The organism is Flavobacterium laiguense (assembly GCF_003097655.1).
GTDB lineage: Bacteria > Bacteroidota > Bacteroidia > Flavobacteriales > Flavobacteriaceae > Flavobacterium > Flavobacterium laiguense.
Map to the genome: position 1 here is coordinate 195,580 of NZ_QCZH01000005.1, position 20,371 is coordinate 215,950.

Consider the following 20,371-nt stretch of genomic DNA (forward strand, 5'->3'; position numbering starts at 1 on the left):
AAAATATAATTAAGATGTAATTTTTTGAATAGTCTAAAGTTAATTTCTAAAAAGCGATAAATCAATTTTTAATGAAAACACATTTGAGTACAAAGCCGTACTTTGGTTTCCTAAAGCGGTCAATGCATAATCAATGGCGATGCCTCTGTATTTAAATCCCAAGCCAATATTAGGTTGAAATCCTATTTTTTCAGAATTATCCAATTGGGTTACCTGTTGAAAATTCCCAACACCTGCTCTCAAAAAAGCAAGATTTGTATAGCCAAATTCTAAACCAATAGCTGGATCGATACTCACAAAAGAGGTTGAAATTAAATCATTGGTTTCGGTAAATTGCATATTCATATTGGCAGCAGCCAAAAGGCTGTAATCCTCATGAAAAATAAATTTTTTGGCGACACCCAGCTGGGCTTTGGGAGGTGTAATCTCAGAACTCTCGGGCATTTCCTGATTTTGACCCGGAATAGCATCGGCTATTTTTTGATAGGCTTCTTCATTGATGTTCCAGATATTGTACGTGGTGGTAATATCTCGAAGCATTAATCCGAACTGCCAGTCGTTTTTTTCGAATTGCAAACCAAAATCAAAACCAAATCCCCAAGAACTGGCAAAATCTCCTATTACTCTTCGGATAATTTTAGCATTGACCCCATATTGAAATCCAGGTACGGGTAATTTTATGGCATAAGAAAAAGTAAACCCGTAGTCTGCAGTAGAAAAAAGTTTAATTCTGTTGTAGTCAATGTTGCCTTCATTGTCAATCAAATCGGTGGTGTTTAAAATGTCATCCACGCCAAAACGAATTAATGAAATTCCCCAGGCACTTCTGTCATCAATTGGACTTGCATAAGCTGCATAATCGTATTTGGCAATATTAGCGAAGTAATTGGCGTGCATCAGAGCAATTTGGTTTTCTTCCAGATTAATAAGCCCTGCTGGATTCCAGTAACAGGAATTTACATCAGCAGTTGAAGCAACAACAGCGTTTGACATCCCCAATGCGGCTGCATCTACACCAATATTCATGAACTCATTCGAGTATTTACGAACGGTTTGGCTGTAGCAAAAGTTAGCAATAAAAAGCAATAAAAAGAACTGTATTTTTTTCAAAAGTTACTATTTGTGGCAGAAAGCGTTTTTAATTTTCACCAAAAATAAAGTTTTTTGATGATGTAGTTACTTCAATTCAATTAATTAATAAGTTTTGCGGGTAAGAATCTAAAATCTCTTAAGAAAACGGGTATCACTTTCACTTATTGTATTAAATTTGTCGAGCTTATCATTCAATTTAAAAACTATGAACATCAAAAAACACATCCCGAATACAATTACTTTATTAAACCTTTTATGTGGTTGTATCGCCTTGGTATTTGTTAGTCATGATCGTTTTGAAATGGCATTCTTTTTTGTTTGTCTGGGTATATTTCTAGATTTTTTTGATGGTTTTTTTGCCCGTTTGTTTAAAGTGTCAGGCCCTTTGGGATTGCAATTGGATTCACTGGCAGATATGGTAACCAGTGGCGTAGTGCCTGGATTTGTAATGTTTAAAATGATGCAAAGTAGCTCGGTTTACATGAGTGAAGGATATCTTCAATTTTTTCCTTATTTAGGTTTTATAATCACTTTGGGATCGTGTTTTCGTTTGGCAAAGTTCAATATAGACACTCGTCAAACGGACTCGTTTATAGGTTTGCCAACACCGGCTAACGCTCTTTTTATATTGAGTCTTCCTCTAGTTTTAGAGTATTATTCTGCTGAGTCATTGATGGTTCTTGAAATTTTGACAGAGAAATGGGTTTTACTATTGGTGTCATTGTTCAGTGCTTATATCTTAAATGCCGAGATTCCTTTGTTCTCTTTAAAAATCAAAAAATTTAATTTCAAGGATAATGCACTTCAGATTATTTTCTTAGCCATCTCAGTTTTATTGTTGTTTTTTCTTCAATATTTGGGAGTTACATTGGTAATCCTATTTTATGTATTGCTTTCGGTAATTAATAATAAATTTCTAAAAAAGTAGTTTTTTGGATGAAAAGAAAGAATACAAGAACAACGTATAGTCGTAAACCCAAAAAGAAAAGTTCCGTTTTCTCTGCTATAATAGTTCGTAATCTATTTATAGGTTTCCTAATCGTCGTTGTTTTATCGGTTGGTTATCACTACCGATCGGGTTTTGCGTATTATTTAGGTTTTAAATCACATTTCCCCCGTAATACTGATGTTTTTTCCGAAGCTAGAAATTTAAAAGTTTTAGAAAAAAACGAGGGAAAAGTAGTAGGTATAGATGTTTCCGAATATCAGGGAAAAATTCGTTGGTCTTATGTAGATACTTTAGAAAAAAAATATCCGCTGCGTTATGTTCTTATTCGGTCAACTGTAGGAAACGACAGGGTGGATCATCAATTTAAGCGAAATTGGCTTGGCGCCAAAGAAAATAAAATGATTCGCGGTGCCTATCATTATTATCGTCCAAACGAAAATTCTCTCGAACAAGCCGAACTTTTTATAAAAACAGTTAAATTGAAAAAAGGGGATTTACCTCCCGTTTTGGATATCGAAAAACTACCTAAAGAACAGTCTATAGAACGATTGAAAATTGGTTTAAGACGTTGGCTGAAAACGGTAGAATTGCATTATGGGGTACGGCCTATAATTTATACAGGAGAGAAATACTACGATGATTTCTTGAAAGAGGAGTTCAGCGATTATCTTTTTTGGATCGCCAATTATAATTTTTACCGCGAAGAAATTCAAGACAACTGGCTTTTTTGGCAATTTACGGAAAAAGGTACCGTTCCGGGAATCGATTATAATGTAGATGTCAATATTTACAATGGCGACTTACAGCAGTTGCAGTTTATTACTGTGGAGTAGAGGACAAGTGTTCAGTGTTCAGTTTTTTAGTATTCAGTTATCGGTTTATATAAAAAAAACCATTCGTTTTAGGAATGGTTAATAATGATATTAAATCTTCTATTGATAAGGACTGATTGTTAAAATTCAAGCTTCTTCTTTCTCAATTCAAAATTCTGACCTAGATACACACGACGCACCATTTCGTCTTCTACCAATTCTTCTGGGATACCTGCTTTTAGGATACCACCTTCAAACATTAGATAGGTTTTATCCGTGATGGCCAGCGTTTCCTGTACGTTGTGGTCGGTGATTAGAATTCCGATATTTTTATTTTTTAATTGGGCTACAATTCTTTGAATGTCTTCTACAGCAACTGGATCGACACCAGCAAAAGGCTCATCTAGTAAGATGAACTTTGGGTCGGTTGCCAAACAACGGGCAATTTCGGTACGACGGCGTTCTCCACCCGAAAGCAAATCCCCGCGGTTGGTACGAATGTGTTCCAAACTAAATTCGGCAATCAAACTTTCCATTTTGGCTTCTTGTTCTTCCTTAGAAAGTTTGGTCAATTGCAATACGCTCAAAATGTTATCTTCGATGCTTAATTTTCTAAAAACAGAGGCTTCTTGTGCCAGATACCCAATTCCTTGTTGTGCTCTTTTGTACATTGGATAATCCGTAATATTCAAATCGTCTAAATAAATGTTTCCTGAATTTGGCTTGACCAATCCTACAATCATGTAAAATGAAGTGGTTTTTCCAGCACCATTTGGACCCAAAAGCCCTACGATTTCGCCTTGATTCACTTCGACCGAAATGCCTTTTACAACACTGCGACCTTTGTAGGTTTTTATTAAATTTTCTGCTCTTAATTTCATGTTTTTAAAGTTGCTAAGTAGCATAGTTACTGAGTAACTAAGTTTTTATTGTTGCAAAGAAACGAATTTCGTCTATTTGGTTTTAGGTTTTAACTTCAATTTTGGTTTTTAATCTTGCCAACTAGAATCCGAAAAATGACGAACTGCCATCTGATTTCTGAAACCTGCTGCCTATTTTTGCTCTTCCAAAGCTTCCCAAAATTCATAAGCTCTACGCAAATGGGGCACTACGATTGTACCGCCAACAAGAGTAGCGATTCCCATGGCTTCCATCATTTCTTCTTTGGTAACGCCTTCTTTATGGCTGGTTTCCAAATGGTATTTTACGCAATCATCACAACGCAAAACGGCTGAAGCTACTAATCCTAATAGCTCTTTGGTTTTTACGTCAAGTGCTCCTGCGGCATACGCATTGGTGTCCAAATTGAAAATGCGTTTCACTATTTTGTTATTGTCTGCCAATAATTTTTCGTTCATTTTAGAACGGTAGTCGTTGAATTCTTGAATGATATCAGACATTTTCTTTCTTTTTATTTAGTACTACAAGTTTTGAAATCAATATGCTTACTTCATAAATAATCAACATTGGAATGGCAACAATAGTTTGGCTCACAACATCAGGAGGAGTAACAATTGCAGCTACAATTAGGATGATTACCACGGCATATTTCCAATATTTCCTTAAAAATTCAGGGGTTACCAAACCTAATTTTGTTAGAAAATAAATAAGTATAGGGAGTTCAAAAAACAATCCACTCGCCAGAATACTGGTTTTTACCATTCCGATATAAGAGTCTAATGTAAACTGATTTTTTACCACGTCACTTACTGTGAAGGTAGCGACAAAATTAACGGACATCGGTATAACCACAAAATAACCAAACAGCACTCCCAAAAAGAAAAGTAAAGAAGAAGTGAATATGAAAAACTTAGCATTTTTCTTTTCTTTCTCATACAAAGCGGGACCGATGAATTTCCAAACTTCCCATAAAATATAAGGAAAACTTAGGATGAAACCTGCCAAGACACACATCCAGACAAAAATATTAACCTGCCCTTCCATTTCAGTGTTTTGAATGATAAAAGGCATTTCGGTGATGCAAATGCTTTCGGCAAAACCCAATTGATGTGATAGGTCACAAAAAAAAGTATACGTAAAAAAGGATGGTCTTGTTGGTCCAAAAATAATGACATCGAATAAGTAATCACTAATGAAATAAGTCACAAAAGCCATAATTAAAACTGCCGATGTACTTCTGACCAATAGCCATCTTAGTTCTTCAAGATGGTCTAAAAAAGACATTTCGCCTAAAGTTTTATTTGCCATTATACGATTCCTTCTTTTAATATATCATGCAAATGCAGCACTCCTTTGTACTCACCGTTGTCAACAACCATTAATTGTGTGATGGAGAAATCTTCCATAATATTAAAAGCATCAATAACCATGCTCTCTGAATTGGTTGTTTTTGGGCTTTTGGTCATAATGTCTTTTGCGGTCAAATCGACAAAAGTATCTCTATCGTTGAGCATTCTACGAATATCGCCATCGGTAATTATGCCAACTACTTTGTTGTTTTCCACAACAGCAGTAACGCCAAGGCGTTTTTCCGAAATTTCAAAAATGACTTTTTTAATAGAGGCATCCGGGGCAACTTCTGGTTTCAAAGTATGTTCCAGCATGTCTTTTACCCGAAGCAATAATTTTTTTCCTAAAGCACCACCTGGATGGAATTTAGCAAAATCCTCTGCTTTAAAATCACGCATTTCCATTAGGCAAACGATTAGGGCATCTCCCATGACCAATTGTGCGGTTGTACTATTGGTTGGTGCCAGATTTAAAGGGCAAGATTCGGTATCCACAGTAGTGTTTAAAACAAAATCAGAACCTTTGGCAAGAAATGACGTCATATTACCGGTTATTCCGATCAATTTATTGCCAAAACGGGTCAAAAGTGGAACCAAAGCTTTAATTTCTGGGCTATTGCCACTTTTTGAAATGCAAATGATAACATCGTCATTTTGAATCATCCCTAAATCTCCATGAATGGCTTCCGAAGCATGTAAAAATAAAGAAGGTGTACCGGTAGAATTGAAAGATGCTACCATTTTTTGGGCAATAATGGCGCTTTTTCCTATTCCGGTTACGACTAATCTTCCTTTAGAATTATAGATGCATTGTACCGCTTCCGCAAATGTATCGTCGATAAAATCAATTAGTTTGGTAATTGATTTGCTTTCGGATTCGATTGTTTTTTTGGCTATCGCCAATATGTTTTCTCTTGTTATCAAAACAGATAATTTAAAATTTGTTAGTATAAAAGAAAGTAGTATCTTTATGTGCCGCAAATTTAGATAAAATACCACATAATAAAGAATGAATTCAAACGAAATTGACATACACAAAGAATTAAAGAAATATTTTGGCTTTAGCCAATTTAAAGGGCTGCAAGAACAGGTCATAAAAAGTCTGCTCAATAAGCAAAATACGTTTGTTATTATGCCTACGGGTGGCGGAAAATCGCTCTGTTATCAATTGCCTGCATTAATTCAAGAAGGGACCGCAATAGTGGTGTCTCCCTTAATTGCATTGATGAAAAATCAAGTAGATGCCATTCGAAGCCTATCTTCAGAAAATGGTGTTGCGCATGTTTTAAATTCCTCACTTACCAAAACAGAAATTACCCAAGTTAAAGCTGACATTACATCAGGAATTACGAAGTTGTTATATGTAGCTCCAGAATCCTTAACCAAAGAGGAGTATGTGGCTTTTCTTCAAACGGTGCCTATTTCTTTTGTGGCTATAGATGAGGCGCACTGTATCTCAGAATGGGGACATGACTTTAGACCTGAATATAGGAATCTTAAAAATATTATTAAGCAACTCGGGGATGTACCTATTATAGGTCTTACTGCTACTGCAACGCCAAAAGTGCAAGAGGATATCTTGAAAAATCTGGATATGGTTAATGCAACTACTTTTAAGGCTTCGTTTAACAGACCTAATTTATATTACGAAATACGTACTAAAACAAAAAATATCGAATCCGATATTATTCGTTTTATAAAACAACATAAAGGAAAATCGGGAATTATTTACTGTTTAAGCCGCAAGAAGGTAGAGGCAATTGCCGAGGTTTTGCAAGTAAATGGAATTAGTGCCGTGCCTTATCATGCTGGTTTGGATGCGAAAACACGTGCCAAACACCAAGACATGTTCTTGATGGAAGATGTAGAGGTTGTTGTGGCGACCATTGCCTTTGGTATGGGAATAGATAAACCCGATGTGCGTTTTGTAATTCATCATGATATACCTAAATCATTAGAGAGTTATTATCAAGAAACAGGTCGTGCTGGTCGGGATGGTGGCGAAGGTCACTGTCTAGCGTATTACTCCTATAAGGATGTAGAGAAATTAGAAAAGTTTCTCTCTGGAAAACCTGTAGCCGAGCAGGAAATAGGTTTTGCCTTATTGCAGGAAGTGGTGGCTTATGCCGAAACTTCTATGTCCAGACGAAAATTTTTACTCCATTACTTTGGTGAAGAATTCGATAGCGAGACTGGTGAGGGAGCTGATATGGATGATAATGTTCGAAATCCAAAGACAAAAGTAGAAGCACAAAATGAAGTAGTTCAATTATTGGAAGTGGTAAGGGATACTAAATATATTTACAAATCTAAAGAAATTGTATTCACTTTAATTGGTCGTGTGAATGCGATGATAAAAGCGCATAGAACAGATTCTCAATCGTTTTTTGGTTCAGGATCCAAACATGACGAGAAATACTGGATGGCCCTATTAAGACAAGTCCTTGTAGACGGCTTATTGTCTAAAGATATTGAAACTTATGGGATCGTTAAACTAACTAAAAAAGGATCGGCTTTTATTAAAAAACCAGTGTCGTTTATGATGTCTGAGGATCATGAGTATAATGAAATCGAGGACGAAGCTATCGTTACAGCCGCAAAATCTTCGGGTACTGCAGATGAATTATTGATGACCATGTTGCGTGAACTGCGTAAAAAAGTGGCTAAGAAACTTGGCGTTCCTCCTTTCGTGGTTTTTCAAGATCCATCTCTTGAAGACATGGCTCTAAAATACCCGATTTCACAAGAAGAATTAGTTAATATTCACGGAGTTGGTGAAGGAAAAGCAAAAAAATACGGAAAAGAATTCGTTACCCTAATCAGTCGTTATGTAGAAGACAATGATATTGTTCGTCCAGACGATTTGGTTGTAAAATCAACGGGTGTCAATTCAATTAACAAATTGTACATTATTCAGAATATTGACAGACAGTTGGCCTTAACGGATATCGCTTCCGCAAAAGGGTTAAAGATGGATGATTTGATCAAAGAAATGGAGCAAATCGTATATTCTGGTACCAAACTGAACATCAAATATTGGATTGATGAAATGCTTGACGATGATCAGCAAGAAGAAATCCATGATTATTTTATGGAATCCGATTCCGATAACATAGAAAATGCCCTCAAAGAATTTGATGGAGATTATGATCTTATTGAATTGCGTTTAATGCGAATAAAATTTATTAGCGAAGTAGCGAATTAGGAAGAAGTGTTCAGTGTTCAGTTTTTTAGTGTTCAGTTATCCCTGTTTTCATGGTGCTGGTTACTAATTATTGGCCATTGAACATTTTTTAGTGTTTAGTTTTTTTCTGTTTGAATTGGATATTTAAACGTTCACCACTACTGGCCACTAAAATTAGGCATTAATTGGACTGACCACTAAAAAACTGACCACTGAATACTAATAGACCTCTCCTCGATGCGGTTTCAAGGCATCACGTACCTGAATCATGTTTTCTTCCAAAACCACCATAAAGGCAATCGCATACATTTCATCCAAGATTTGAAATCCGGTAATGTTTATTGGTAATTTTTCAATAGTAATGTATTCTTTCAAATGAATTTCGTGGTGTTCTGCCGTTTTTGCGGATGCAGGGCCACGGAAATCCCATATTAGTTTTATTTTTCTGGACATTATAGATGTTTAACGTTTAGGGTGTAAAGTTACGAAGTTTATTTTGTTGTTGTATATATCGTATATATCGTATATATTTGTGTAAAATTTATTTCCCCATGAGAAAATTAATTGATATAGACGAAACTACTTTGACAAAATTGAAAGTGATTTCAATATTTGAAAAAACAAGTGTTAAGGGATTGATAGAAAATGCTGTGCAAATGTACGTGAAAAATAAGCAATCCGGTCAATTCAAAAATTTATCTGATGAAGAGAAAGAGGATATAGGCATGCTTATGTTGATGCAAGAAGCTGATAGAAATGAGAAAGTTAGTGAAGAAGAAATCTTCAGAATATTAGGTAAATGAAAGTTGAATATTTAAAGCAATTTTCTAAAGATTTGTCTAAAATTAATGATGAAACTTTGAAGGATAATTTATTTGATGTTATTATCATTTTAAAAAATGCAGAAAATCTAAATCTACTATCCAATATAAAAAAGATGAAAGGTCATTCCGAAGCTTATAGAATAAGAATTGGAAAATACCGATTGGGATTTTATTTTGATGGAGAAATTATAGAACTTGCTAGATTTGCCAAACGGGAAGATATTTATAAATTATTCCCATAAAATTACAGAATATAAAAAAATGCCACAAGAACTCCTATTACAAGTTTCACCAGAGATAGCCTCTAATGAATCATTGCTTAAAGATTATTTGTCCAAACAGCTAAAAGTTTCGGCAAATGAGATTCAGCATGTTTCTATTTTGAAACGTTCCATTGATGCCCGTCAGAAAGCAATCAAAATCAATTTGAAAGTTTCGATTTATTTACAAGGAGAGCCTTTTCAAGAGCAAAAAATAGAGCTGCCTGATTATAAGGATGTGTCAACTGCCCAAGAAGTTATAGTTGTTGGGGCAGGACCTGCTGGGCTTTTTGCAGCTTTGCAGCTGATAGAATTAGGATTAAAGCCAGTAGTAATCGAACGCGGGAAAGATGTGCGAGGTCGTCGTCGCGATTTGAAAGCCATCAATGTCGATCATATTGTCAACGAGGATTCCAATTATTGTTTTGGAGAAGGCGGTGCCGGAACCTATTCGGATGGGAAATTATATACGCGTTCCAAAAAACGTGGTGATGTCACTAGAATATTAGAGTTATTGGTTGCCTTTGGTGCTACTGGGGATATTTTAGTAGATGCCCATCCGCATATTGGAACCAATAAATTACCTCAGATCATACAAGATATTCGAGAGAAAGTCATCGAATGTGGCGGACAAGTTTTATTCGAAACTCGAGTGACTGATATTCTTGTAAAAAATAATGAAGTACATGGAATTGTAACCCAAAAAGGAGAAACAATTTCCGCAAATAAATTAATTTTGGCAACGGGACATTCTGCTCGAGATATATTTGAATTACTTGACAGAAAGAAAATTTTTATAGAAGCCAAACCTTTTGCCTTGGGCGTAAGAGCAGAGCACCCACAATCTTTAATTGATAGCATTCAGTACAGTTGTGATTATCGAGGGGAACATTTGCCGCCAGCTCCTTATTCGATTGTGAAGCAAGTTAATGGTCGCGGGATGTATTCGTTTTGTATGTGTCCAGGAGGTGTAATTGCGCCTTGTGCTACCAGCCCTGGTGAAGTAGTGACTAATGGTTGGTCTCCATCTAAACGAGATCAAGCAACGGCCAATTCAGGAATTGTAATCGAATTAAAACTGGAAGATTTCAAACCTTTTGAAAAATTTGGTGCTTTGGCCGGAATGCAATTCCAAAAAAGTATCGAACAAAAAGCATGGCATTTGGCGGGGGAGACCCAAAAAGTACCCGCACAACGCATGGTCGATTTTACTCAAAATAAAGTTTCATCGGATATTCCTAAAACTTCTTATGTGCCTGGAACTACTTCGGTAGAAATGGGGCAGGTTTTTCCGGGATTTTTAACCCAAATTTTAAGAGAAGGTTTCTCCGAATTTGGAAAGTCAATGAAAGGTTATTTGACAAACGAAGCTATTTTGCATGCGCCAGAATCTAGAACTTCTTCACCCGTTCGTATTCCTAGAGATGCGGTTTCCTATGAGCACTTGCAAATCAAAGGATTGTATCCTTGTGGAGAAGGAGCGGGTTATGCCGGTGGAATTATTTCTGCAGCTATTGACGGGGAAAAATGTGCTTTGAAAATTAAAGAGAGTTTATAGAGTGCAACCCATTTTATTGGTATTCAAAAATATCAATTCCAGTATTTATTAAAAAAAGCAAACCTCATTTAAAATATTAAATGAGGTTTGCTTTTTTAGAAATATTTCGAATATGGATTTAAAAGGAGTTTGCCATTTAAATCCATATTATACCAATCTTTATTAGAAATTATTTTTTTAATTTTTTCAATACTTCTTCTGCATTCTTATTCTTAGGATTCAGCTTAAGGGAATATTCATAATTTTCGATAGCCAACACCTTTTCGTCCATAAACGCATACATCTCTCCAAGACTGTCGTAGGTATTGGCGCTATTCGGATAGAGAGAGACATTTAACTTGAATATTTCTATTGCATCCTTGATTCTCTTTTCTTTTAAAAGCATATATCCCCAATTGTTTATTTCATTTTCTTCAAAAGTAGTTTTTGCTTTTTTGGCTTCTTCAATGGCCTGTTTATATCCTGATTTCTCCAATACATTTCTTAAATTGCCAACAGAAGGTGAAAAACCGATGCCAGCTAATTTTTTCATGTCAGGGATATAAAATGCGGCAAGTTCATCTATAAAAGTTTCGGGAGATGCTCCGTTTAAATTGGTAAGCACAACAATGGAAAGATTGTCTTTTGGATAAACAAATAAAGCGGAACGCCCTCCACCAACAGGAGCAACGGCAGGATGTTGTTCCCTTGTTATAGTTGGCCAACCGGCAGCGTATCCATTAAGCAAATTGTCAAAACCACCAGTTTTTCCATTGTTTAGAAGTGCCGGAGTCCAAAGTGTAGTGAGGCTCTTTTGTTCTTTTAGTAACTGTTTGTTTTGTAATGCGATAATCCAGTCAGCCATTTCTTTGGCGGTTGCACCCATGCCTCCTGCCGCTTGTAATGAAGGTGGTAACCAGAAAAACATATTGGTATATTTCCCTTTTTTGAAGCGATATTCACGTGCGGAATGTGCTATGACATCTTTAGAACCTCCAAAGCCTGCTCTTGTCGTATTGATCATTCCTGTTTTTTGAAGCTGTTCTTTTACTATAAATTCAGTGAATGACATGTTGCTTAGTTTGTCAATGATACGTCCCAGTAATAAATAATTGGTTTGATTGTATCTGAATTTTTCTCCTGGTTTGAAATCAATTGGCAGGGTTTGTACTTTCGCCCAAGAAGCTTCTTCTCCCTCGGGGGCTATTATATTGGTTTCCTCATCTACTATGTCGGGAATTCCGGAAGTATGGGACAACAATTGCTGTATGGTTACGGTTTTCCAAGCGTCCGGTAAGTCATAGAGGTAAGTAGAAACGGGCAAGGATAGGTTTAGTTTTCCCGCTTCGACCAATTGCATTATGGCAACTCCTGTAAAAGCTTTGGTGATGGAGTTAATGATAAAAACAGTGTTTTTTGTCACGGGAATTGAATCTTGAAGATTAGACAATCCAAAATTTCCAAGTTTCACGATTTTACCATTTTGAACAACGGCCAATTGCAAGCCAGGAATATGTCGCTTTTGCATTTCATTTTTCAGAAAGACATCAATGCTATCAGTTTGAGCGTGGATAGTATAATTGCTTATAATTACAGTTACAAAGAATAGTAGTTTTTTAAATAATTTCATATTGATTTATTGGGTTGTTATAGTATTTAGAATCATAATTTATACTACAGACGAATGTATAATAAAATTGCTACATTTTTGTTTAAATTATTTATAGATTCAAGTGAACAATAGTATTGTTGATACTTTTGGTAAAAAAAAGACAGTGTTCTTCCGGAAGTTTACTAAATGAAGATTAAAGGATTATGTTCTTGTAGTAAAGGGGGTAGTTGCGTAGGAGGAATGATCTCGGCCGTGATTGACAGGGAGAAATATTTTGAAGATTTGGTAGGTTTTGAATAAATAAAAACCTCGAAAAAATTAATATTTCGAGGTTTGTTTTGTTAAACTGTAGTTCTGTTTCCAGCTAAGGAATCAAGATAATCTTTCCTGTACTTTTTCGGCTTTCCAGATAGTCATGGGCCAGTTTTCCTTCTGAAAGTTTAAAGATGGTTGGGGTTGCAATGGTAATGTCACCATTAGAAATCCAATTGAATAATTGATGCGCTCTTTTGATGCGTTCTTCTTTTGAAATCAAATAACTCCACAAGTCGCCACCTGTCAAAGTTTTCGAGGTATCCATTAGCATTCTTGGGTTTACCAATTCGGGATCGCCACCTGCCATTCCGAAAAACACTACTTGTCCACACATTTTGGTTACTTCAAAACTATCATTCAAAGTGCTGCCAACACTGTCGTAAACAACATCCACGCCATTGGGACAAAAATCGAATACTTGTTTTTTCCAATTTTCGGAATATAAAAATGCTTTATCAGCTCCGTTTTGCTTAGAAACGGTCGCTTTTTCAGAAGACGATGTTAGTCCAATTACTCTAGCGCCCAAAAGTTTACTGATTTGTGTCAGGAATTGCCCGACTCCTCCAGCCGAAGCATGAACCAATACGGTTTCTCCTTTTTGGGTTTTATGGCTGTCGGTTGCCAAATAATGAGCGGTTAATCCTTGTAGTAAAATAGTAGCTGCGATTTCGAAAGATATATTTTCTGGTAACGGAATTACATGGTCAAGAGGAACTGCGACCAACTCGGCATTCGCAAAAGGAACATCGGCAAAAGCTACACGATCTCCAACTTTAAAATCGGAATTTCCATTAGTTTCGACTACAATTCCGGCACCTTCATAACCAGCAATGAATGGGGGATTTCCTTTAAGGTGGTAGTTTCCTTTGCGTCTGTAAACATCGGCAAAGTTGAGACCGATTGCTTTCATTTCGACTAATATTTCACCTGATTTTAATGTTGGTGAAGGGATTTCTATATATTCAAGTACATCAGAATTTCCGAATACTGAGAAGGTAAGTGCTTTCATATGGGATAATATTTTTATGTAATTCGCATATCTTCATTGGTGTTTTCGACCGATTAAAGGTTATGCTCATTTCATTTTTCATTTTTTTGAAAATACAAAGAAAGCTAAATTTCAGAAGTTAATGAAAGTTTGGAATGCTAAAAGTGGAATCAATGATCGTAGCTTATCATTCTTGAAATTTTCCATTGATTGTCTATTTTTTTCCAAATTGCAACAAATTTAAAGGTGCCTATTTCTTCTTTTCCGTTTTCCATGTGCCGGAATTGATGAATGGCTATTTCGATAGCTCCAAAATCTTTTAAGGGATGTACTTCAAGACTTCCTTTTACCAACTGGCGAGTGAGTTTATTTTCGTTTTTGAACATATTCTCAAAATTAGTAAAAACAGTTTGATAGGAAAGCAATCCTCCATTGTCTTGATACCATTCTAAATCTTCGGCAAACAGCGGTTTAAATTTGACCATATCTTTTGCGTTGAAGGCATCGAAAAGGATGGTGTCCATTGCTGCAATTTCGTTGTATAATTCTTGCGAGGTTGGGGCCACTTTCTTTTCTTGGGCTTGAGTTAAATTGAGGCCTAGTAATAACAGAAAAAATAGGGAATAGGTTAGGTTTATAAATGCTTTTGTCATGTTTTGAAGAATTTAAAACTTGTAATTAGTTTGTTTTTAGTTTAATAGTGGTAATGAAGATAGGGAAAGAAAATTTTATTTTTGTGATTACAAGTCTTTTTTGTCTTCTAAAAGGAAGAGTAATTTTACACGGTTTGAATCCATTGTTTGGTTTTGAGGTATTTCCAGAAAATAATCCAATTGCCATTGTTGTGTCTTTTGTGCTTGCTTGCTGGATGTTTCATCCCAAGGTGGATAAACGCGGATAGCACGTTTGCCCTCTTTTTTATCAGAAACTATTTCTTTGGTTATCAAAATTGATTTAGGAAAAATAAACAACCCAAAGTGATCGTTTTTTCTAACACTAATAATGAACAAATCAATAGGGTCGGTACTGTCAAAAGGCTGAATAGGGCCTTTGTTTATTCTTTTCCAAAGCGTAACAAATTGACCTGTTTTGGTAGGAGTGATTTTGGCGGTTCGGTATCGAATGTTTAAATTATTCAGAACGAAAGTACAGGCTCCGTATTCAGAACTTTCGGGTTCAAGAATGGGTTGGCTGATTACGAAGGTGCTATTGTCGGATAATAAATTTTTTATGTAAATGAAGTCTTTGGGTAATTTTTCAATTGTCATTCTTGGATTTTGAAGGCTCATTTGCTGAAAATTTCGCTAGTTGTTTTTTTTGTTTTAAATAAAAAAGCCGAAAATGAATTCCGGCTTGAACAAAGTTATGACTACTTTTTAGTTTTCAGTTTATCTTTAAACACTTTTTCAAATTTTTCTAGTTTTGGCTGAATGACCATTTGACAATAAGGTTGACTTTTATTATTCGCATAATAGTTTTGATGATAGTCTTCTGCTTTGTAAAATTTAGTCAAAGGTTCGAGTGTAGTAACGATTGGGTTTTCATACACCTTTGCTTTTTTTAATTCAGCTATAAGAGACTGAGCTTCTTGTTTTTGTTCTTCATTATTATAAAATATCACAGAACGGTATTGGGTTCCTCTATCGGCACCTTGTCTATTCAGTGTTGTTGGGTCGTGTACGGTGAAGAATACTTTGAAGATTTCATCAAGATTGGTTACGTTTTTGTCAAAAGTAATTTGAACTACTTCAGCATGACCTGTAGTACCAGAACAAACTTCTTCGTAAGTTGGATTCAGAACTTTACCTCCCGAAAACCCTGAAACTACAGATTTCACGCCTTTCAGGTTTTCGTAAACAGCTTCTACACACCAGTAGCATCCACCGCCTAGGGTTATGGTTTCAAAATTCGATTGTGTCATTTTTTTAGTTGTATTATTGTTTTGAGAAAATAGTGTTCCGGTAATTAGCAAACAGGCTAAAATAATTGTTTTCGTTTTCATAATAATCGATTTGATTTTTTATTTAGCATCAGGGATAAAATCAAGCACTATGGAATTCATGCAATATCTTTTGCCGGTAGGAGCAGGGCCATCATCGAATAAGTGTCCTAAATGACCGTCGCATCTACCACAAAGGGCTTCGATTCTTTCCATTCCTAGAGAATTATCGTTTTTAAACACGATGCTTTTTTTATTCTCTTGTTCAAAAAAACTAGGCCAACCACAACTACTCGCGAATTTGGCTCCCGAACGAAAAAGGGTATTGCCGCAAGCGGCACAATAATAGGTGCCTTTTTGGTCGGTATTCCAATATTTTCCTGTAAATGCTCTTTCAGTATCGGCTTTACGAGAAACCAAATAAACGTCTTCCGGCAGTATTTTTTTCCATTCGGCATCAGTCAAATTCAGTTTTGTAGTGTCAGTATGGGAGTAATATGGATTTTCAGGTTTACTTTGGTTAGTTTCAGGAGTTATAGTACTACTCTTTGTTTCTTTACTCTGTCCACAAGCTTGAAATACAAATAGGGGAAGCAGTAGTATAATGCAAAAAAAGGATGTTCTTGTTTTCATGATGTTTATTTTTTATACCCCAAAAGTAATGGACAAGTTACAATTGAAATGTCGGGTATTTTACAATTCAAGTTCTATTTATACAATTTTTAACTATTGTTAGTTACGTTAAAAATGACTTTTTGGTTTTAAAAAGTAGTAAATAGAACAGTTTTTTATAAACCAATACGCATGTTTATTAAATGTTTTTTGAACCCCACTTTTTCGTATGCTTTTATAGCAGATGGATTGTCATTGTAAACATCCAATCGCATTTCAAAAACATCTTGCGAACGTACCCAAGTGGTTAGTGATTCAATGATTTGAGCATTCACACCTTTTCCCCTGTGGTCTGGATGCGTAAACATAAAACCCATATATGCGTATAATTTGTGATTTAAATAAGGTTTTGCATCTTCAATTCGGGCATATCCAGAGCCAATAATCTGTTCATTCAGGACTGCAACAACGACTTCCACATCAGCGGCTGAAATCATTTTTTCTATGTTGTAATAACTTATTTTTCCTTCTTTCAATGTTGGGTCAAAGGAGCGTTCGGCTGTGATAATCCCTTGTTCGAATTCCAGAAGTTTTTCTAGATCCTTTAGAGTTACTTTTCGGATACTTATTGTATTCATTGATTATGATTTTTACTTCCAAATATACAAAAAAGGGGATGTAGAATTGCTATGGTTGGGTTTTCAAGGTTGCTCAAGAGAAATAACTTCTACAAAATCCAAAAGAATGTTAAAGCCTTTATAAAGCATATCTTTTTTGTACTTTTGTTCCATCAATACAATTTATGGAAGAAGAACAAGTAATATTAGTGAATGAATTAGATCAGCAAATTGGTTTAATGCCTAAATTGGAAGCACATGAAAAAGCCATTTTGCATCGTGCTTTTTCTGTTTTTGTTTTGAATGATAAAAACGAAATTATGCTCCAACAAAGAGCACATCAAAAATACCATTCTCCTTTACTATGGACGAATACCTGTTGCAGTCATCAACGAGATGGTGAAACCAATATTCAAGCCGGTAATCGCAGACTGTTTGAAGAAATGGGTTTTAATACAGAGTTGAAAGAATTGTTTCATTTTATTTATAAGGCGCCTTTTGATAACGGTTTGACAGAGCATGAACTCGATCACGTAATGATTGGCTATTATAATGGTGAACCTTTGATTAATAGAGAAGAAGTTGAAGATTGGAAATGGATGAAAATTGAAGATATTAAAGAAGATATGCTTTTGAATCCAGAAATTTATACCGTTTGGTTCAAAATCATTTTTGATGAATTTTATCATTTTTTGGAAGAACATACAATATAGGATTGCAGATTTTAGAGTGTAGATTTCAGATTGCAGAAGGCAGATCGCAGAAGGCTGTGGATATAAAACCTAAAATTTGAACTCTAAAATTTAAAATCTATATACTAAATCTAAAATCTAAACTCAAAAATCTAAAATCACTTATGAGAGTAACTATATCCAGAAAAGCCCATTTTAATGCAGCCCATCGTTTGTATCGAAAAGATTGGACTTTCGAACAAAACGATGCCATTTTTGGTAAATGCAATAATCCTAATTTTCACGGACACAATTATGAATTAATAGTAAGTGTTACGGGAGAGATAGATCAGGAAACAGGTTTTGTTATGGATGTGAAATTTCTAGCCGATATTATCAAAGTTGAGGTTGAAGATCAATTTGACCATAAAAACTTGAATTTAGACGTTCCAGAATTTCAAGATTTGAACCCTACAGCTGAGAATATTGTGGTGGTAATTTGGAATAAAATCAGAAAAAAAATAAAAGAAGAATTGGATTTGGAAGTGGTTCTTTATGAAACACCTCGCAATTTTGTAACCTATAAAGGAGAATAATGAAATTGAGAGTAGGAGATAAAATTCCAAATTTTACCGCAAAAGATACCAATGGGAATGATTTTGATAGTCAGGATGTAATTGGTACAAAAACATTGGTTGTTTATTTTTATCCAAAAGACAATACGCCGGGTTGCACTGCGCAGGCCTGTAGTTTTAGGGATCAGTACGAGGATTTTAAAGATCTGGGTGCCGAGGTAATAGGAATAAGTAGCGATAGCGTGGCTTCGCATCAAAAATTCACCCAACAATTTCAATTGCCTTTTATCCTTTTGTCAGATCAGGATAAAAAAATAAGGAAACTTTTTGGAGTGGCTTCCGGTTTGTTTGGGATACTGCCTGGAAGAGTTACCTATGTTACTGATAAAACGGGAACGATTATTATGATATTCGACAGTATGATGGCAGCTCGCCATATTCCTAAAGCGCTTGAATCAATACGAAAAATACAGTAGTAAATTGATAAAACAGGTAGAGCTGTTTGATTATAAAAGTGTTGAAATTTGGAAATAAAAGACATGAACTTAAAAATATATCCATTGCAATTTGAAGCTATTCTCAAAGAAAGAATTTGGGGAGGGGAAAAATTGAAAACAATTCTGAACAAACCAATTTCTTCGAGTATTACAGGAGAAAGTTGGGAGTTGTCTACTGTTGAAGGAGACGTAAGCGTTATTGTAAATGGGGATTATAAAGGAAAAGCATTGACGGAGCTGATTAGTGATTATCCAAACGAAGTTTTGGGGACAGTTGTTTATAAAAGATTTGGGAATCAATTTCCGTTGCTTTTTAAATATTTGGATGCTCGCGAAGACCTGTCCATTCAAGTGCATCCCAATGATGAATTAGCCAAAAAGCGTCATAATTCTTTTGGTAAGACTGAAATGTGGTACGTTATGCAGGCCGATCAAGATGCTAGAATTATTGTTGGATTTAAAGAAGATTCAAGTCCAAAAGAGTATTTAGATCATCTTAAAAGCAGCACTTTGGTTTCTATTCTTGATGAAGTGAAAGTAAAACCAGGAGATGTTTTTTTCTTAGAAACAGGTACTGTTCATTCTATTGGAGCAGGATTAGTGGTTGCCGAAATACAGCAAACATCGGATATAACGTATCGTTTGTATGATTTTGATCGTAAAGATGCGCAAGGAAATACAAGGGAACTGCATGTTGATCTGGCTCTTGAAGCCATAAACTACAATAAAGTAGATACTTTTAAGGAGTATACTAAGGAAGTAAATAAGTCTAATACAATAGTTGATTGTCCTTATTTTACAACCAATTTTCTTCCGTTAGATGGAGAAATGGTAATATTTAAAACAGGGGAGACTTTCACCGTTTATATGTGTCTTGAAGGTTCTTTTGAAATAGAATACAATAAAGTAAAGTATAATTATAAAAAAGGAGACACGGTTTTAATACCAGCAGCTATGAATGGGTTTACTCTAAATGGAAAAGCTTCTATTTTAGAAATTTACATTTCATAGTAGGTAATAGAAAGATTATGTGTACTTTTGCAAACGCAAATTAAATAAAAATAAAATGGCAAACGTTAAGAATTTAAAGAAAGACATCAACTACGTTTTAGGAGATATTATTGAAGCAGTTTATTTGTTCGAAATTTCTACAACAGGAAAACCTACAACAGAAACTAATGCATTAATCGATGAAGCTATTGCTGCTTTTGACGTTTTGATCACTAAAGTGAACGAAAAGAAAGTTGAAAATAAAAAAGCACACTTCAAACAAATTAATGTTGAATTGGAACAAACTGCTAATCAATTGATTGCTAAAATCAACGATTTGTAGTAAAAAAAAGGGCAAAAAAAGTTTGAATTTATTTTGAAAAAACGAAATACAGGCTTATATTTGCACCCGTAATGAGTCGCCAGCGTAGCTCAGTTGGCTAGAGCAGCTGATTTGTAATCAGCAGGTCGTGGGTTCGAGTCCCTCCGCCGGCTCTTTAAAAAATCCATCTATTTATTTAGATGGATTTTTATTTAAGTTGGCTTATTACAAAATACATATTGAGTCGCCAGCGTAGCTCAGTTGGCTAGAGCAGCTGATTTGTAATCAGCAGGTCGTGGGTTCGAGTCCCTCCGCCGGCTCTTTAA

At 35.3% G+C, this 20,371-nt stretch carries 24 protein-coding genes and 2 tRNA genes; 13 read left to right on the plus strand and 13 right to left on the minus strand.

Annotated features, from left to right (window positions below; translation table 11 throughout):
* Positions 1-39: 39 nt before the first annotated feature.
* Complete coding sequence (locus DB891_RS07275; protein ID WP_449404074.1) at positions 40-1,110, minus strand: putative type IX sorting system protein PorV2; 1,071 nt, start codon at positions 1,108-1,110, stop codon at positions 40-42.
* 187 nt (positions 1,111-1,297) lie between these two features.
* Here DB891_RS07275 and DB891_RS07280 point away from each other — a divergent pair, with 187 nt between their 5' ends.
* Together DB891_RS07280 and DB891_RS07285 are read left to right on the plus strand one after the other, a co-directional pair.
* On the plus strand, positions 1,298-2,020 hold the full coding sequence (locus tag DB891_RS07280) for a CDP-alcohol phosphatidyltransferase family protein (protein ID WP_116762049.1): 723 nt from the start codon (positions 1,298-1,300) through the stop codon (positions 2,018-2,020).
* Between the two features lie 8 nt (positions 2,021-2,028).
* Positions 2,029-2,874 carry a glycoside hydrolase family 25 protein gene (locus DB891_RS07285; RefSeq protein WP_116762051.1) on the plus strand — a complete coding sequence of 282 codons (846 nt, stop codon included), beginning with the start codon at positions 2,029-2,031 and terminating at the stop codon, positions 2,872-2,874.
* 119 nt (positions 2,875-2,993) lie between these two features.
* Here the strand turns inward: DB891_RS07285 and lptB are convergent, their stop codons facing one another.
* The 4 genes from lptB to DB891_RS07305 form a co-directional block, all read right to left on the minus strand.
* Positions 2,994-3,734: an LPS export ABC transporter ATP-binding protein gene (gene lptB, locus DB891_RS07290; RefSeq protein ID WP_116762114.1), complete on the minus strand. Its 741-nt coding sequence runs from the start codon at positions 3,732-3,734 to the stop codon at positions 2,994-2,996.
* 171 nt (positions 3,735-3,905) lie between these two features.
* Positions 3,906-4,253, minus strand: coding sequence for a carboxymuconolactone decarboxylase family protein (locus DB891_RS07295; RefSeq protein ID WP_116762053.1), 348 nt, complete (start codon positions 4,251-4,253; stop codon positions 3,906-3,908).
* Entirely contained in the window at positions 4,246-5,061 is an 816-nt protein-coding gene (gene tatC / locus DB891_RS07300) for a twin-arginine translocase subunit TatC (RefSeq protein WP_116762055.1), read from the minus strand. Before tatC ends, DB891_RS07295 begins: the two co-directional genes overlap by 8 nt.
* Positions 5,061-6,026 (minus strand): KpsF/GutQ family sugar-phosphate isomerase, encoded by a 966-nt coding sequence (locus tag DB891_RS07305; RefSeq protein WP_189337120.1) that lies wholly within the window; start codon positions 6,024-6,026, stop codon positions 5,061-5,063. Before DB891_RS07305 ends, tatC begins: the two co-directional genes overlap by 1 nt.
* A gap of 85 nt (positions 6,027-6,111) precedes the next feature.
* On the opposite strand from DB891_RS07305, the gene DB891_RS07310 reads away from it, so the two are divergent.
* The gene (locus DB891_RS07310; protein WP_116762057.1) at positions 6,112-8,307 is read left to right on the plus strand and encodes a RecQ family ATP-dependent DNA helicase; all 2,196 of its coding nucleotides are present in this window, start codon (positions 6,112-6,114) and stop codon (positions 8,305-8,307) included.
* 198 nt (positions 8,308-8,505) lie between these two features.
* Here the strand turns inward: DB891_RS07310 and DB891_RS07315 are convergent, their stop codons facing one another.
* Entirely contained in the window at positions 8,506-8,739 is a 234-nt protein-coding gene (locus DB891_RS07315) for a hypothetical protein (protein ID WP_116762059.1), read from the minus strand.
* Positions 8,740-8,837: 98 nt separating this feature from the next.
* Here DB891_RS07315 and DB891_RS07320 point away from each other — a divergent pair, with 98 nt between their 5' ends.
* Genes DB891_RS07320 through DB891_RS07330 form a run of 3 tightly spaced genes read left to right on the plus strand, consistent with a single transcriptional unit; the run spans position 8,838 to position 10,928 of the window.
* On the plus strand, positions 8,838-9,089 hold the full coding sequence (locus DB891_RS07320; RefSeq protein WP_116762061.1) for a hypothetical protein: 252 nt from the start codon (positions 8,838-8,840) through the stop codon (positions 9,087-9,089).
* Positions 9,086-9,352 (plus strand): type II toxin-antitoxin system RelE family toxin, encoded by a 267-nt coding sequence (locus DB891_RS07325; RefSeq protein ID WP_116762063.1) that lies wholly within the window; start codon positions 9,086-9,088, stop codon positions 9,350-9,352. The genes DB891_RS07320 and DB891_RS07325 overlap by 4 nt, the downstream gene beginning before the upstream one ends.
* A 19-nt stretch (positions 9,353-9,371) precedes the next feature.
* Positions 9,372-10,928, plus strand: coding sequence for an NAD(P)/FAD-dependent oxidoreductase (locus DB891_RS07330; RefSeq protein WP_116762066.1), 1,557 nt, complete (start codon positions 9,372-9,374; stop codon positions 10,926-10,928).
* A 169-nt stretch (positions 10,929-11,097) separates the two neighbouring features.
* Here DB891_RS07330 and DB891_RS07335 read toward each other — a convergent pair whose 3' ends face one another.
* The 7 genes from DB891_RS07335 to DB891_RS07365 all read right to left on the minus strand — a co-directional run bounded on the left by DB891_RS07335 (position 11,098) and on the right by DB891_RS07365 (position 17,011).
* On the minus strand, positions 11,098-12,537 hold the full coding sequence (locus tag DB891_RS07335; protein WP_116762068.1) for a serine hydrolase: 1,440 nt from the start codon (positions 12,535-12,537) through the stop codon (positions 11,098-11,100).
* 346 nt (positions 12,538-12,883) lie between these two features.
* Complete coding sequence (locus tag DB891_RS07340; RefSeq protein WP_116762070.1) at positions 12,884-13,843, minus strand: quinone oxidoreductase family protein; 960 nt, start codon at positions 13,841-13,843, stop codon at positions 12,884-12,886.
* A gap of 149 nt (positions 13,844-13,992) precedes the next feature.
* Entirely contained in the window at positions 13,993-14,475 is a 483-nt protein-coding gene (locus DB891_RS07345; RefSeq protein ID WP_116762072.1) for a nuclear transport factor 2 family protein, read from the minus strand.
* 87 nt (positions 14,476-14,562) lie between these two features.
* Positions 14,563-15,111, minus strand: coding sequence for a MepB family protein (locus tag DB891_RS07350; protein ID WP_116762074.1), 549 nt, complete (start codon positions 15,109-15,111; stop codon positions 14,563-14,565).
* Positions 15,112-15,191: 80 nt separating this feature from the next.
* Positions 15,192-15,824: a peptide-methionine (S)-S-oxide reductase MsrA gene (gene msrA / locus DB891_RS07355; RefSeq protein WP_116762076.1), complete on the minus strand. Its 633-nt coding sequence runs from the start codon at positions 15,822-15,824 to the stop codon at positions 15,192-15,194.
* A gap of 18 nt (positions 15,825-15,842) precedes the next feature.
* Positions 15,843-16,394, minus strand: a complete 552-nt coding sequence (gene msrB, locus DB891_RS07360) for a peptide-methionine (R)-S-oxide reductase MsrB (RefSeq protein WP_116762078.1) — start codon at positions 16,392-16,394, stop codon at positions 15,843-15,845.
* A gap of 155 nt (positions 16,395-16,549) precedes the next feature.
* Entirely contained in the window at positions 16,550-17,011 is a 462-nt protein-coding gene (locus tag DB891_RS07365; RefSeq protein WP_116762080.1) for a GNAT family N-acetyltransferase, read from the minus strand.
* Between the two features lie 164 nt (positions 17,012-17,175).
* Between DB891_RS07365 and idi the strand changes: the two genes are divergently transcribed.
* From idi to DB891_RS07400, 7 genes are all read left to right on the plus strand, one after another.
* Entirely contained in the window at positions 17,176-17,703 is a 528-nt protein-coding gene (gene idi, locus DB891_RS07370; protein ID WP_116762082.1) for an isopentenyl-diphosphate Delta-isomerase, read from the plus strand.
* 143 nt (positions 17,704-17,846) lie between these two features.
* Positions 17,847-18,257: a 6-pyruvoyl trahydropterin synthase family protein gene (locus tag DB891_RS07375; RefSeq protein ID WP_116762084.1), complete on the plus strand. Its 411-nt coding sequence runs from the start codon at positions 17,847-17,849 to the stop codon at positions 18,255-18,257.
* The gene (locus tag DB891_RS07380; RefSeq protein WP_116762086.1) at positions 18,257-18,712 is read left to right on the plus strand and encodes a peroxiredoxin; all 456 of its coding nucleotides are present in this window, start codon (positions 18,257-18,259) and stop codon (positions 18,710-18,712) included. The genes DB891_RS07375 and DB891_RS07380 overlap by 1 nt, the downstream gene beginning before the upstream one ends.
* Positions 18,713-18,775: 63 nt before the next feature.
* The gene (locus tag DB891_RS07385) at positions 18,776-19,744 is read left to right on the plus strand and encodes a type I phosphomannose isomerase catalytic subunit (RefSeq protein WP_116762088.1); all 969 of its coding nucleotides are present in this window, start codon (positions 18,776-18,778) and stop codon (positions 19,742-19,744) included.
* 55 nt (positions 19,745-19,799) lie between these two features.
* Positions 19,800-20,066, plus strand: a complete 267-nt coding sequence (locus tag DB891_RS07390; RefSeq protein ID WP_116762090.1) for a hypothetical protein — start codon at positions 19,800-19,802, stop codon at positions 20,064-20,066.
* A gap of 78 nt (positions 20,067-20,144) precedes the next feature.
* Positions 20,145-20,218: transfer RNA gene (locus DB891_RS07395), tRNA-Thr, on the plus strand.
* A 73-nt stretch (positions 20,219-20,291) separates the two neighbouring features.
* A tRNA-Thr gene (locus tag DB891_RS07400) sits at positions 20,292-20,365 on the plus strand.
* Positions 20,366-20,371 lie beyond the last annotated feature (6 nt).